The sequence below is a fragment of the Pseudomonas sp. S3E17 genome (assembly GCF_024168685.1).
GTDB classification, from domain to species: Bacteria; Pseudomonadota; Gammaproteobacteria; order Pseudomonadales; family Pseudomonadaceae; genus Aquipseudomonas; species Aquipseudomonas marginalis.
This window is the reverse complement of record NZ_JALJWE010000001.1, coordinates 1,114,794-1,128,160: the sequence shown is the minus strand read 5'-3', so window position 1 is coordinate 1,128,160 and position 13,367 is coordinate 1,114,794. Positions and strand designations below refer to the sequence as shown.

Annotated in this window: 12 protein-coding genes; all 12 read left to right on the top strand. The window is 62.2% G+C overall.

Annotated features, from left to right (window positions below; translation table 11 throughout):
* Positions 1–324 precede the first annotated feature (324 nt).
* The 12 genes from arnC (at position 325) to J3D60_RS04555 (ending at position 13,347) form a co-directional block, all read left to right on the top strand.
* Positions 325–1,362 carry an undecaprenyl-phosphate 4-deoxy-4-formamido-L-arabinose transferase gene (gene arnC / locus J3D60_RS04610; protein WP_065941521.1) on the top strand — a complete coding sequence of 346 codons (1,038 nt, stop codon included), beginning with the start codon at positions 325–327 and terminating at the stop codon, positions 1,360–1,362.
* Entirely contained in the window at positions 1,359–3,350 is a 1,992-nt protein-coding gene (arnA, locus tag J3D60_RS04605) for a bifunctional UDP-4-amino-4-deoxy-L-arabinose formyltransferase/UDP-glucuronic acid oxidase ArnA (RefSeq protein ID WP_253490085.1), read from the top strand. Before arnC ends, arnA begins: the two co-directional genes overlap by 4 nt.
* Positions 3,350–4,234: a 4-deoxy-4-formamido-L-arabinose-phosphoundecaprenol deformylase gene (gene arnD, locus J3D60_RS04600; protein ID WP_027605859.1), complete on the top strand. Its 885-nt coding sequence runs from the start codon at positions 3,350–3,352 to the stop codon at positions 4,232–4,234. Before arnA ends, arnD begins: the two co-directional genes overlap by 1 nt.
* Positions 4,231–5,886, top strand: coding sequence for a lipid IV(A) 4-amino-4-deoxy-L-arabinosyltransferase (gene arnT / locus J3D60_RS04595; RefSeq protein WP_253490084.1), 1,656 nt, complete (start codon positions 4,231–4,233; stop codon positions 5,884–5,886). Before arnD ends, arnT begins: the two co-directional genes overlap by 4 nt.
* Positions 5,883–6,230 (top strand): 4-amino-4-deoxy-L-arabinose-phosphoundecaprenol flippase subunit ArnE, encoded by a 348-nt coding sequence (arnE, locus tag J3D60_RS04590; protein WP_141157763.1) that lies wholly within the window; start codon positions 5,883–5,885, stop codon positions 6,228–6,230. Before arnT ends, arnE begins: the two co-directional genes overlap by 4 nt.
* Positions 6,227–6,640, top strand: coding sequence for a 4-amino-4-deoxy-L-arabinose-phosphoundecaprenol flippase subunit ArnF (arnF, locus tag J3D60_RS04585; protein WP_065927529.1), 414 nt, complete (start codon positions 6,227–6,229; stop codon positions 6,638–6,640). Before arnE ends, arnF begins: the two co-directional genes overlap by 4 nt.
* A complete protein-coding gene (locus J3D60_RS04580) occupies positions 6,637–8,016 on the top strand; it encodes a UDP-glucose/GDP-mannose dehydrogenase family protein (RefSeq protein ID WP_253490083.1) in 1,380 nt (459 codons plus the stop codon). Before arnF ends, J3D60_RS04580 begins: the two co-directional genes overlap by 4 nt.
* Positions 8,017–8,019: 3 nt before the next feature.
* Positions 8,020–9,642 (top strand): glycosyltransferase family 39 protein, encoded by a 1,623-nt coding sequence (locus tag J3D60_RS04575; RefSeq protein ID WP_253490082.1) that lies wholly within the window; start codon positions 8,020–8,022, stop codon positions 9,640–9,642.
* Positions 9,643–9,868: 226 nt separating this feature from the next.
* Positions 9,869–10,069 carry a type VI secretion system contractile sheath small subunit gene (locus J3D60_RS04570; protein ID WP_301294458.1) on the top strand — a complete coding sequence of 67 codons (201 nt, stop codon included), beginning with the start codon at positions 9,869–9,871 and terminating at the stop codon, positions 10,067–10,069.
* A 167-nt stretch (positions 10,070–10,236) separates the two neighbouring features.
* Positions 10,237–10,947, top strand: coding sequence for an HPP family protein (locus J3D60_RS04565; protein WP_141157766.1), 711 nt, complete (start codon positions 10,237–10,239; stop codon positions 10,945–10,947).
* 141 nt (positions 10,948–11,088) lie between these two features.
* Positions 11,089–12,192 (top strand): enoyl-CoA hydratase/isomerase family protein, encoded by a 1,104-nt coding sequence (locus J3D60_RS04560; RefSeq protein WP_253490081.1) that lies wholly within the window; start codon positions 11,089–11,091, stop codon positions 12,190–12,192.
* A 3-nt stretch (positions 12,193–12,195) separates the two neighbouring features.
* Positions 12,196–13,347 carry an acyl-CoA dehydrogenase family protein gene (locus tag J3D60_RS04555; RefSeq protein WP_115487315.1) on the top strand — a complete coding sequence of 384 codons (1,152 nt, stop codon included), beginning with the start codon at positions 12,196–12,198 and terminating at the stop codon, positions 13,345–13,347.
* Positions 13,348–13,367: the final 20 nt, after the last annotated feature.

Here is a 13,367-nt window from a genome sequence, read left to right as displayed (position 1 = left end):
CTTACTCCCAGGGATTGACGCACCCCGCCTGCTGACAACGCCTGTTTCGCCAGTCAGCACTGCTCGGCCATGTCTTAATTACGTAGCTGAACCCTAGCTGTCTACCTGTCAAATAAACGAGTTTTTCATCTGCCTTTCATATCTGTTCAACATTTTTGCGCTTAATCTTGAACGTGAAACTTCAGAGCAAATCACATTACACCAGCTAACCTGTTGATTACGTTCCACCTTTAACGCCGCTTTTTACCTGCGAGCCCTACGCTTGCCCAATGAATACTGCTGTTTTCACGCTCCAAGTTGCTCTAGCCCCGAGGTCATGAATCTTTGAAACCCTACCCTATTCATTGCGTGTCGATCGTTATCCCGGTCTACAACGAACAAGAAAGCCTGCCTGAACTGCTGCGTCGTACCACTGCCGCATGCAGGCAACTGGCCTACGAATACGAAATCATCCTGGTGGATGACGGTAGCCGCGACAACTCCGCCCAATTGCTCGAAGACGCCGCCGCGCAAGACGGCAGCAACGTGGTGGCGGTGATCCTCAATCGCAACTACGGGCAGCACGCGGCGATCATGGCCGGTTTCGAGCAGTGCCGGGGCGACGTGGTGATTACCCTCGACGCCGACCTGCAGAACCCTCCCGAAGAAATCCCGCGCCTGGTGGAACAAGCCGCCCTGGGCTACGACGTGGTCGCCACGGTACGCAACAATCGCCAGGACTCGGCCTTTCGCCGCTGGCCTTCGCGGCTGATCAACCTCGCCGTGCAACGCTCCACCGGCGTCGCCATGAGCGACTACGGCTGCATGCTGCGCGCTTACCGGCGCACCATCGTCGACGCCATGCTCGCCTGCCGCGAGCGCAGCACCTTCATCCCGATCCTGGCCAACGGCTTTGCCCGTCACACCACCGAGATCCTGGTGCACCACGCCGAGCGTGAACACGGCGAATCCAAATACAGCGCCATGCGCCTGATCAGCCTGATGTTCGACCTGCTGACCTGCATGACCACCACGCCGCTGCGCTTGCTGTCCATCGTCGGCTTCAGCCTGGCGGCGCTGGGGGTGTTCTTCGCCTTTGCGTTGATCGTGATGCGCCTGGCCTTCGGCGCCGACTGGGCCGGTGACGGTCTGTTCGTACTGTTCGCGGTGCTGTTCGTGTTTACCGGCGGCCAGTTCATCGGCATGGGCCTGCTGGGTGAATACCTGGGCCGCATGTACAGCGATGTGCGCGCCCGCCCCCGCTTCTTTATTGAAAAAGTGCTGCGCAACCAACCGGCAGCACCGGCACCCGTGGTCGTCGTCGACGGCCTGGTGTCTTCCCATTCCACCACTACTTTTCCTTCCGATCAGGTTTCGTCATGAATTCAAAAGCCGTTGTCTTCGCTTACCACGATATTGGCTGTGCGGGCATTGAAGCCCTGCTGACTGCCGGCTACGACATTGCCGCCGTGTTCACCCATGCCGACGACCCCAAGGAAAACAATTTCTACGGCTCCGTCGCCCAACTCTGCGCGCGCAACGGCATCCCGGTACACGCGCCGGAAGACGCCAACCACCCGCTGTGGATCGAGCGCATCGCCAAGTTGAATCCGGACTACATTTTTTCTTTCTACTACCGCAATCTGCTGAGCGAGCCGCTGTTGGCCACCGCCAGCAAAGGCGCGTTCAACCTGCACGGCTCGTTGCTGCCTAAATACCGTGGCCGTGCCCCGGCCAACTGGGTGCTGGTCAACGGCGAAACCGAAACCGGCGTGACCCTGCACCGCATGGTCAAGCGCGCCGATGCCGGGGCGATCCTGGCCCAGCAAAAAGTCGGGATCGAGCGCACCGACACCGGCCTGACCCTGCACGCCAAGCTGCGTGATGCGGCCACCAGCCTGCTGCGCGACGCCCTGCCGCAACTGGCTGCGGGCAAGCTGACCGAGACGGCCCAGGACGAAAGCCAGGCCACCTACTTTGGTCGCCGCACGGCCGCCGACGGCAAGCTGGAGTGGAAAAAACCCGCTGAAGAACTGTTCAACCTGGTGCGCGCGGTGACTCAACCGTACCCAGGCGCGTTCTGCGCCGTCGGCGAGCACAAGCTCATCGTCTGGCACGCCGAAGTGGTCAAGGGCAATGAAGGCCTGGCGCCGGGCCGTGTGATCAGCGTCAACCCGCTGCGCATCGCCTGCGGCGAAGACTCTCTGGTGGTCAAGTTCGGCCAGCGCAACGACAACGGCCTGTACCTGGCCGGCCCGTCACTGGCCAACGAACTGGGCCTGGTCGACGGCTCCGTACTGCGCGGTGCCGAGTCCGGCCGCAAGCCGCGCCGGACCCGCGTGCTGATTCTGGGTGTGAACGGCTTTATCGGTAACCACCTGTCCGAGCGCCTGCTGCGTGACGACCGTTATGAAGTCTACGGCCTGGACATCGGCTCCGACGCCATCGAGCGCCTGCGCAGCCACCCGAACTTCCATTACGTCGAAGGCGACATCAGCATCCACACCGAGTGGATCGAGTACCACATCAAGAAGTGCGACGTGGTTCTGCCGCTGGTGGCCATCGCCACACCGATCGAATACACCCGCAACCCGCTGCGCGTGTTCGAGCTGGACTTCGAAGAAAACCTCAAGCTGGTGCGCTACTGCGTCAAGTACAACAAGCGCGTGATCTTCCCGTCGACTTCCGAAGTCTATGGCATGTGCCAGGACCAGTACTTCGACGAAGACACCTCCAACCTGGTGGTCGGCCCGGTCAACAAGCAGCGCTGGATCTACTCGGTCTCCAAGCAACTGCTGGACCGCGTGATCTGGGCCTACGGCGCCAAGGGCCTGAACTTCACCCTGTTCCGTCCGTTCAACTGGATGGGCCCGCGCCTGGACCGCCTGGATTCGGCGCGTATCGGCAGCTCCCGGGCGATCACCCAGCTGATCCTGAACCTGGTGGAAGGTACGCCGATCCGCCTGTTCGACGGTGGCGAGCAGAAGCGTTGCTTCACTGACATCGCCGACGGTATCGAAGCCCTGGCGCGCATCATCGATAACGACAACGATGCCTGCAACGGCCAGATCATCAACATCGGCAACCCGGAAAACGAAGCCAGCATCCGCCAGTTGGGCGAAGAGCTGCTGCGTCAGTTCGAGGCGCACCCGCTGCGCGGCAACTTCCCACCGTTCGCCGGTTTCCGCGACGTCGAGAGCAAGGCGTTCTACGGCACCGGTTACCAGGACGTGGCGCACCGCAAGCCAAGCATCGAAAACGCCAAGCGCCTGCTGAACTGGGAGCCGACCGTGGAGATGAGCGAAACCATCGGCAACACGCTGGACTTCTTCCTGCGTGAAGCCATGCTCGAAATCGCGGACAAAAAGTAATGAAGGCAGGCTTGCGCATCGACGTCGATACCTACCGCGGCACCCGCGAAGGCGTGCCACGGTTGCTCGAATCCCTGGATGAGGCCGGGGTCAAGGCGACGTTCTTCTTCAGTGTCGGGCCGGACAACATGGGGCGCCACTTGTGGCGCCTGATCCGCCCGCAGTTCCTGTGGAAGATGCTGCGTTCCAACGCGGCCGGCCTGTACGGCTGGGACATCCTGCTGGCCGGCACCGCCTGGCCAGGCAAGCCGATCGGTCGTGACCTGGGGCACTTGATGCGCCAGGCCAAGGCGGCGGGGCATGAAGTCGGCCTGCACGCCTGGGATCACCACGGCTGGCAGGCCAACACCGGGCGTTGGAGCGATGCACAGCTGGTGGAGCAGATTCGACGCGGCGTGGAGACCTTGAGCGACATCCTCGGCGAGCGCATCGACTGTTCGGCGGCCGCCGGTTGGCGTGCCGATGAGCGGGTGGTGCAGGCCAAGCAAGGTTTCAACTTCCGCTACAACAGCGATTGCCGGGGTACCAGCCTGTTTCGGCCGACATTGGCAGATGGCAGCGCGGGTACGCCACAAATTCCGGTGGACCTGCCGACCTTCGACGAAGTCGTCGGGCCGGTGGTGGCCGCCAAAGACTTCAACGGCTTCATTCTTGACCGGTTTGCCGAGTCGAAGCTCAACGTCTACACGATCCACGCAGAAGTAGAAGGGATTCTGATGGCCAATGATTTTCGCCAGTTGCTCGCCCAGGCAGGGCAGCGCGGCATCGACTTCAACCCCCTGGGCGACTTGCTGCCTGCGGACCTGACCACCCTGCCCCGGCAACACCTGGTGCGCGGCGCCTTGAGCGGCCGTGAGGGTTGGCTCGGAGTGCAGCAGGCATGATCCGGCGTTGGGCCTTGCCCCTGCTCCTGCTGGCGTTCGGTGTGTTTTACCTGTTGCCGCTGGCCACCCACGGCCTGTGGATTCCGGATGAAACCCGCTATGCACAGATCAGCCAGGAAATGCTGCTGACCGGCAAGTGGGCCTCGCCGCACTTCATGGGGATCCGCTACTTCGAAAAACCCGCTGCCGGTTACTGGATGATCGCGCTGGGCCAGGCGATCTTCGGGCAAAACCTGTTTGGCGTGCGCTTCGCATCGGCGTTGAGCACCGGCTTGAGCATCCTGCTGGTGTACCTGGTGTCGCGCCGGTTGTGGAGTGACCCGCAAAAAAGCCTGGTCAGCAGTGTGCTGTACATGAGTTTTGTCAGCGTGGCGGCCTTGGGTGGCTATGCCAACCTCGACCCGCAGTTCACGTTCTGGGTCAACCTGACCGGCGTCGCCCTGTGGTTCTGCTTCGACAGCACCACCCGCAACGGCCGCCTGGGGGCCTGGGCGCTGCTCGGCTTCGCCTGTGGCATGGGCTTTATGACCAAGGGCTTCCTGGCGTGGCTGTTGCCGGTATTGATCGCCCTGCCCTACGCGATCTGGCAGAAGCGCTTTCGCGAACTGCTCGGCTACGGCCTGGTCGCCGTGGTCGTGGCCATTGCGGTGAGCCTGCCGTGGGCCCTGGCCGTGCACCTGCAGGAGCCGGACTACTGGAACTTCTTCTTTTGGCACGAGCACATCCAGCGCTTTGCCGGCGAGGATGCCCAGCACGCCGAACCGTTCTGGTACTACCTGCCGCTGCTGATCGCCTTCTGCCTGCCGTGGGTGGCGCTGTTGCCGTCCACCCTGAAACAGGCGTGGCAGGAAAAACGCGCGGCGAAAACCGCCTTCCTGTTGTTGTGGCTGCTGATGCCCCTGGCGTTTTTCAGCCTGGCCAAGGGTAAGTTGCCCTCCTACATCATGCCGTGCCTGCTGCCGCTGGCGTTGCTGATGGGCCACACCTTGGCCGACAAACTGGCCCAGGCCCGTGGTCGTGTATTGCGCATCAACGGCTGGCTGAACCTGGTGATTGGCGTTGTGGCGTTACTGGCCCTGACCTGGTTCCAACTGAAAAAATCGGTGTACGAGCACGGCAGTGAAACCCTCAGCCTGGTGCTGGTGTTTGTCTTCCTGTTCGGCTGGATCGTTGCCAACCTGTTGCAGGCCTCGCGCCCGCTGCGCTTGTGGGCAGCGCCGGTGATCGGCAGCTGGTTGCTGGTGGCGCTGGTCCCGGCCGCATTGCCCCATTCGGTGGTTTATAACAAGACCCCGGACCAGTTCATCATCGATCACCTCCAGGAGTTGAGCCAGACCAGCGCGTTGCTGAGCAACGACCTCGGCGCGGCCTCCGCCCTGGCGTGGCGCGTCAAGCGCCCGGACGTGACCCTCTATAACACCGTCGGCGAAGTGAAATATGGCTTGGCCTTCGACGATGCGGCCCATCACAAGGTCGACACCACACAGGTCCAGCAATGGATGAGCGACGCGCGCAAACACGGCGCGGTCGGTGTGGTGATGCGCGTCAAGGGTGACGACGAAATCGCCGAAGTGGACTTGCTGCCCAAGGACGGCAAGCGCTACGAGCAAGGCAATATCGTGATCCTGGTGTTTCCGCAGGTTGCGCCATGATCACACTGCTCCTGTTATTGGCGGCCTGCCTGCTGACATGCATGGGCCAGGTCTCGCAGAAATTCGCCGTAGAAGGCTGGCGCGGCCAGCCCGACGGTTGGGCGCTGAAACTGCGCTCGCCGTGGTTGTGGTCGGCCCTGCTGTGCCTGGGTTTTGGTTTGCTGGTGTGGTTGCTGGTGTTGCAGCGCCTGGAAGTCGGCATCGCCTACCCGATGCTCAGTCTCAATTTTGTCCTGGTCACCCTGGTGGCACGCTGTGTATTCAAGGAGCCCATCGACACACGGCATTGGCTGGGTGTGGTGCTGGTGATTGCCGGTGTGGTGCTGCTGGGGCGCCAGGTATGAGCCGCGTGCGTGGGTTTGCCCTGGCCCTGGGCAGCGTTGGCCTGGTCAGCGCCGCCCAGTTGGGCATGCGCTGGAGCATGACGCGCCTGCCCTTGCCTACCGAATGGCTGACGGCGTTCAACAGCAACGCCATCGACTTCACCGCGTTGGGCGTAGTAAGCCTGGCGATCCTGGCCTACGCGCTGTCGATGCTCTGCTGGCTCGGCGCCCTCAAGCACCTGCCCCTGGGCCGCGCCTATTCGCTGCTGAGCATCAGCTACGCGCTGGTGTACCTGCTGGCCGCCAGCCTGCCGGTGTTCAACGAACATTTTTCTCTCTCGAAAACCCTGGGGGTGGCGCTTGTCATCCTTGGTGTGCTGGTTATTAACTCTCGCCGTGCTAGCGCTGCAAGCGCCAGGAATGCCCCATGAAAATCAGTGTATTTGGTAGTGGTTACGTCGGTCTGGTACAGGCCACCGTATTAGCCGAAGTCGGTCACGATGTCATCTGCATGGACGTCGATCAGAACAAGGTCAAGCTCCTGCAGCAAGGCCATGTGAGCATCTTCGAGCCGGGGCTGGCGGCCATGGTCAAGGAAAACCTGGAGAGCGGGCGACTGCACTTCACCTTTGACGAAAAGCTTGCCGTCGAACACGGCGAAGTGCTGTTTATCGCGGTGGGTACGCCGTCGGATGAAGACGGCTCGGCCGACCTCAAGTACGTGCTGTCGGTGGGCGACGCAGTAGCCCGCCACCGTATCGAACCGGTGATCCTGGTGGAGAAATCCACCGTGCCGGTGGGCACCGGCGACACCCTGCGCGCCCATATCGAAAGAGCCCTGCACCTGGCCGGTCGGCACCTGGAGTTCGATATCGTCTCCAACCCGGAATTCCTCAAGGAGGGCTCGGCCGTTTCCGACTGCCGCCGCCCGGACCGCATCATCATCGGCTGCGAGCGCGAAGAAGTGCGCGACGTGATGCGCGACCTGTACGCGCCGTTCAACCGCAACCATGACCGCATCATCTTCATGGACCTGCGCAGCGCCGAGCTGACCAAATACGCCGCCAACTGCATGCTGGCGACCAAGATCAGCTTCATCAACCAGATCGCCGAACTGGCCGAACACCTGGGCGCCGATATCGAAGCCGTGCGCCTGGGCATCGGTGCCGACTCGCGCATCGGCTACCACTTTATCTACCCCGGCTGCGGCTACGGCGGCTCGTGCTTCCCCAAGGACATGCGCGCCTTGATCCACAGCGCCAAGCAGGCCAACTGCTCCAGCGACCTGCTGGAAGCCGTGGAAGCCATCAACCAGCGCCAGAAGAGCAAGCTGTTCGAACGTATCAATGCGTTCTTCCAGGGCAACCTGCGCGGCAAGACCTTTGCCCTGTGGGGCCTGGCGTTCAAGCCCAACACCGACGACATGCGCGATGCACCCAGCCGCGTGCTGATGGAAGCGTTGTGGGCCGCCGGCGCCAATGTACGGGCGTTCGACCCGGAAGCCATGCAGGAAACCCAGCGCATCTACGCTGACGAGGAGCGGCTGATGCTGATGGGCACGCCGGAATCTACGTTGCTCGGCGCCGATGCGCTGATCGTCTGCACCGAATGGCAGCAGTTCAAGGCGCCCGACTTCGAGCTGATCCACCAGCGCCTGAAAACCCCGGTGATCTTCGACGGCCGCAACCTGTATGACGGTGAGCGCCTGGCGCGCAAAGGCTTCCAGTACTACCCGATCGGCCGTGGCGATTCCTGCCAGTTGCCGATCCCCCAGCAACAGTGGATGCCCCGGGTCGTGGAAGCCTGAGTCGTGAACAAAGCTCAACCGTCCCTGCTCAGCCCGACGATTCGTCGCCAATCCCTCGGCTTGGGATTGCTGGCGCTGTTGTTGTTCATCGCCGGCAGCTGGCACCAGGCGATTATCGGTTTCGACTCACGCTTCGTGGTGTTTGCCCAGGAGATGCTGCGCCATGGGCCGGGCTTTTTCCCCACCACCTACGGACAGCCGTATGCCGATTACCTGGCCACCTCGACGCTGATGACCTGGCTGTTGTCCCTGCCCCTGGGCCAGGTCACCAGCCTCACGGCCTGGCTGCCCACGTCGATTGCCTCGGCAGTGATCGTCATCCTGGTGTATCGCCTGACGGCGCCCTACTCCCAGCGTTGGGGCCTGCTGAGCATCGCCCTGTTGTTGCTGAGCAGTACCTTCGTCAGTGAAACCCGTGCGGTATCCCTCGACCAGATGCTCGCCGCCATCGCCCTGGCGGTGTTCTACCTCGGTTATGCCCATGACCATTTCGGTGCGGGCAGACGCCTGTACTGGCTGTACCTGCTGCTGATCCTCGGCTTTGCGATTCGCGGGCCGATCGGGCTGGTCATTCCCACGGGCGTGCTGTGCAGTTACTACCTGATCAACCGGCAATGGCGCCAACTGTTCAGTTTTGGCCTGCTGGCCCTGGCGCTGCTGGGGGCCTGTGTCGGCCTGCTGTTGCTGATGGCCAAGCTCAGTGGCGGCGAGAGCTTCATGCAGGATGTGATCCGCATGCAGTTCCTGGGGCGCATGGACGGCAGTGAAGGCTCCAGCGGCGCGTTGTATTACTTCACCAGCTCGCTGGGCAACTACGCGCTCGCCTATCCCGTGGCGCTGCTGGTGCTGCTGGCGGTTGCGGTCGGTGGGCGCCGCGTGCCGACGCCGGCGTTGCAACTGGTGCTGTATTGCGCCGCCGCAGGCTTGCTGGTGATGCTGGGCCTGTCGATTCCCCAGGCAAAGAAGGCCCGCTATGTGCTGCCGATGTTGCCTATGGCGGCGATCATTGCGGCGTACCCGTTCCAGGCCGCTGAGGGGCGGTTGTTTGCAGGGTTGCGTGGGCTGATGCTGGGTCTATGGACGCTGCTGCCATGCCTGCTGATCGTCGGGGTGGTATTCGCGCGGCCACGCTATCCGCAGCAGTTGAGCGAGCTGGGGCCGGTGTTCGCCGTTCTCGGCGTGTTGCAAGCCTTGGCATTGCTGGCGTTGTTCAGGGCTCGCCTGCGGCCGCTGGGTCCGGCGCTTGCCGCCGTGCTTGCGGTGTGGGCAACCTATATTGCCGTGGTCGAACCGCTCGAGCGCAGCGTCTACGACACCCGCACCTTTACCCTGCAAGTGCATGAGCAGGTCAAGCAACAGCGCGCCCCCGTGGTATTGCACGGCCTGGGCAAAGACGCCAAGGCGATCAAATACATGGTCAACCTCGACTGCGACCAGGTGCCGTTGTTTACCCAACAAGCCTCTGACCTGGCACCGCTGCAAGGGCCGGCGTGGCTGGTGATGAGCCAGGCGGATTTCGACGGTTTGCAGGACCCGCGCCTGCGTGCAATTAGTCCAACCCTGAGCGGTGAGTTCGACCGAAACCCCTATGTGCTGCTGTACCTGGCCAAAGCCCCTCAGCCTTGAGTTGCGACGCAGAAAGATCCTACGCAGCTATGCGTAATGGCTGGTGTCATTTCCCTTTCCCGCGTCTGAAACCCAACTGTAAACTCGATGGCCACGCGCGGTAACTGTCTACCGCCACAGGCCATGGATAACAACAAGGACGCCAGGAGCCGCAGCCAGCACCGCGGCTTACTTCGTGAGAGGGCAAACCGTGCCGGATGAGCGTTTACCGTATACCCCAGCTTCAATGACCCGTAATGAAATCCATATTGGCTACGTGCCCATTGCGCCGCTGGATCGGCTGATGTGGCTGCGCAATGCCCTGGTGGCCCTCAAAGGTCCACTGGCCGGGGAGCCAGGGTTGCAGGAAAACCTGCAAAAACATTTGTTCAATGAAGAGACCGATATTCGTGTGCTGGGCAAGCTCAATTCTCCCGTCATGCCCTGATAAACTCATTATTTTTGTATTTAACCCTCATTAATATGCATTGGCGGTGCCCTGGCAGGCACGGCACACTGCGCGGGTTCCTCCCCCAAATGCAGGAACTTTCAAAGGGCTTTTCCGGGCGACCAGACAAGCCTTTTTTTTGCCCGCCGTTTATGGATTTCCTTTCAATGCGCTCTCGCTGGTTTCCCGCTGCTATCAACACCCGCCCCACCGAATGGAGCCGTGCCGCGATTGGCATGGCCTTGGGTACATTCTTCAGTGTGTGGCTCTGCGCCCAGGTCTTTGGCATGGAGGTGGCGCTGCACCTGCTGGGCCCGCTGGGGGCTTCGGCAGTGTTGTTGTTTGCGGTCTCGTCCGGTGCGCTGGCACAACCCTGGTCGATCATCGGCAGCTACCTGTGCGCCGGTGTCGTGGCATTGCTGGTGGCCCGCGTCCTGGGGCGCACCCTGGGCGGTGCCTGCCTGGCGGCCGGCATGGCCGTGGTGCTGATGTGCTGGCTGCGGTGCCTGCACCCGCCCGCCGGTGGACTGGCCATGAGCCTGGTCCTGGCCGACCCTGCCTCCGCCGCCCTGGGCTGGCACGAATTGGGGGCCGTATTACTCGGTGCCGGCGCCTTGCTGGCCTGCGCACTGGCCTACAATAATGCGACGCGAACGCGCTACCCCAAGGGAGCTGTCGAGACGTCGACGTCTGTCCTGCCTGACCCCAGGGCCGCCCGAGACCCCGCTATTACGGCCGCCGACTTGAAGCTGGCGCTGGCGGACATGGAGCAATTCTACGACGTGGCCCCGACGGAGCTGGAACAATTGATCCACGCTGCAGAAACCCACGCGCGGCGCCGCAGCATCGGTGAAGTACTGGCAACCCGCGTGACCTGAACCCGCGCCCGACACCCTGCATAAATGCAAAAACGACCTGCATGATTCCGGGTTGTACTGTGCAAATTTGCACTGGTACGATCACGGGAGTGTTTGCGCACGACCATCTTGATAAAGAACAATAAAAGCAGGGAGTTACAGATGACTGCTCAGGTTTCAAGCGAAGCAAGCAGCGCCGACAGGCGTCAGGACGACGTACTGGCCGAAGTACGCAACCATATCGGTCACCTCACCCTCAATCGCCCCGCCGGCTTGAATGCCATCACCCTGGACATGGTCCGCAGCCTGTCGCAACAGCTGCAAGCCTGGTCAGACGACCCGCAGGTGCATGCTGTAGTCCTGCGCGGTGCGGGCGAAAAGGCATTTTGTGCCGGCGGCGATATCCGCTGCCTGTATGACAGTTTCAAACGCGGCGACACCCTGCACGAAGACTTCTTCGTCGAGGAGTACGCGCTGGACCTGGCCATCCACCATTACCGCAAGCCCGTATTGGCCCTGATGGACGGGTTTGTCCTGGGCGGCGGCATGGGCCTGGTGCAGGGTGCGGATTTGCGCGTCGTCACCGAACGCAGCCGCCTGGCGATGCCGGAGGTGGCGATCGGTTACTTCCCGGACGTCGGTGGCAGCTACTTCCTGCCGCGCATTCCCGGCGAGCTGGGCATTTACCTCGGTGTGACCGGCGTGCAGGTTCGCGCGGCAGACGCCCTGTATTGCGGGTTGGCCAACTGGTACCTGGACAGCGCCAAGCTGGCCAGCCTCGACGAGAAACTCGACAGCCTGCAATGGCATGAGTCGCCCCTCAAAGACCTGCAAGGCGTGCTGGCCAAGCTGGCGGTGCAGCGCCTGCCCGACCCGCCGCTGGCCGCATTGCGCCCCGCTATCGACCACTTCTTCGGCCTGCCGGATATTCCGAGCATCGTCGAGCAACTCCAGGAAGTCACCGTCGCCGACAGCCATGAGTGGGCACTGAACACCGTCCACCTGATGCAAACCCGCTCGCCCCTGGCCATGGCCGTGACCCTGGAAATGCTGCGACGCGGCCGGCGCCTGCCGTTGGAACAGTGCTTTGCCCTGGAGCTGCACCTTGACCGCCAATGGTTCGAACGCGGCGACCTGATCGAAGGGGTCCGCGCGCTGATCATCGACAAGGACAAGAACCCTCGCTGGAACCCGCCGACGCTCCATGGCCTGGACAAAAGCCATGTCGACAGCTTCTTCCATCACTTCGAGCAGGTTGCGAAATAAGCCATGCAAGACATTGAATATACTGAAGAACAGGTAATGATCCGTGACATGGCGCGCGACTTCGCCCGTGGCGAAATCGCCCCCCATGCCCAAGCCTGGGAAAAAGCCGGCTGGATCGACGACGCCCTGGTGGCGAAGATGGGTGAACTGGGCCTGTTGGGCATGGTAGTGCCGGAAGAATGGGGCGGCACCTATGTCGACTACGTGGCGTATGCCCTGGCCGTGGAAGAGATCTCGGCCGGCGATGGCGCCACCGGCGCACTGATGAGTATCCATAATTCAGTGGGTTGCGGGCCAATCCTCAACTACGGCACCGATGCCCAGAAACACACCTGGCTGGCCGACCTCGCCAGTGGCCAGGCGATTGGCTGCTTCTGCCTGACCGAACCCCAGGCCGGCTCCGAGGCCCACAACCTGCGTACGCGCGCCGAACTGCGCGATGGCCAGTGGGTCATCAATGGCGCCAAGCAATTCGTCAGCAACGGCAAGCGCGCCAAGCTGGCGATTGTATTTGCCGTGACCGACCCGGACCTGGGCAAGAAAGGCATTTCCGCGTTCCTGGTACCCACCGATACCCCAGGGTTTGTGGTCGACCGTACCGAACACAAGATGGGTATTCGAGCCTCGGACACCTGCGCGGTGACCCTCAACCACTGCAGCGTGCCCGAGGCCAACCTGCTCGGCGAGCGCGGCAAAGGCCTGGCCATCGCCCTGTCCAACCTCGAAGGCGGCCGCATCGGCATTGCCGCCCAAGCCCTGGGCATCGCCCGTGCGGCCTTCGAGGCGGCGCTGGCCTATGCCCGCGACCGGGTGCAATTCGACAAGGCGATCATCGAACACCAAAGCGTGGCCAACCTGCTGGCGGACATGCAAACCCGCTTGAACGCTGCCCGTTTACTGATCCTGCACGCGGCGCGCCTGCGCAGCGCCGGCAAGCCCTGCCTCTCGGAAGCGTCCCAGGCCAAGCTGTTCGCCTCGGAAATGGCCGAGAAAGTCTGCTCCAGCGCAATGCAGATTCATGGCGGCTATGGATATTTGGAGGATTACCCGGTGGAGCGTTACTACCGGGACGCGCGGATCACGCAGATTTACGAAGGGACCAGCGAGATACAGCGGATGGTGATTGCCCGGGAACTCAAAAACTACCAGCTGTAGGAGCTGCAAGTCTTAAGCTG

Bases quoted from the DNA above. Each gene is read 5' to 3' on its own strand.
- arnT (WP_253490084.1), top strand. From the start codon at position 4,231: ATGATCCGGCGTTGGGCCTTGCCCCTGCTCCTGCTGGCGTTCGGTGTG.
- arnD (WP_027605859.1), top strand. From the start codon at position 3,350: ATGAAGGCAGGCTTGCGCATCGACGTCGATACCTACCGCGGCACCCGC.
- arnE (WP_141157763.1), top strand. From the start codon at position 5,883: ATGATCACACTGCTCCTGTTATTGGCGGCCTGCCTGCTGACATGCATG.
- arnF (WP_065927529.1), top strand. From the start codon at position 6,227: ATGAGCCGCGTGCGTGGGTTTGCCCTGGCCCTGGGCAGCGTTGGCCTG.
- arnA (WP_253490085.1), top strand. From the start codon at position 1,359: ATGAATTCAAAAGCCGTTGTCTTCGCTTACCACGATATTGGCTGTGCG.
- J3D60_RS04565 (WP_141157766.1), top strand. From the start codon at position 10,237: ATGCGCTCTCGCTGGTTTCCCGCTGCTATCAACACCCGCCCCACCGAA.
- J3D60_RS04555 (WP_115487315.1), top strand. From the start codon at position 12,196: ATGCAAGACATTGAATATACTGAAGAACAGGTAATGATCCGTGACATG.
- J3D60_RS04570 (WP_301294458.1), top strand. From the start codon at position 9,869: ATGACCCGTAATGAAATCCATATTGGCTACGTGCCCATTGCGCCGCTG.
- J3D60_RS04560 (WP_253490081.1), top strand. From the start codon at position 11,089: ATGACTGCTCAGGTTTCAAGCGAAGCAAGCAGCGCCGACAGGCGTCAG.
- J3D60_RS04580 (WP_253490083.1), top strand. From the start codon at position 6,637: ATGAAAATCAGTGTATTTGGTAGTGGTTACGTCGGTCTGGTACAGGCC.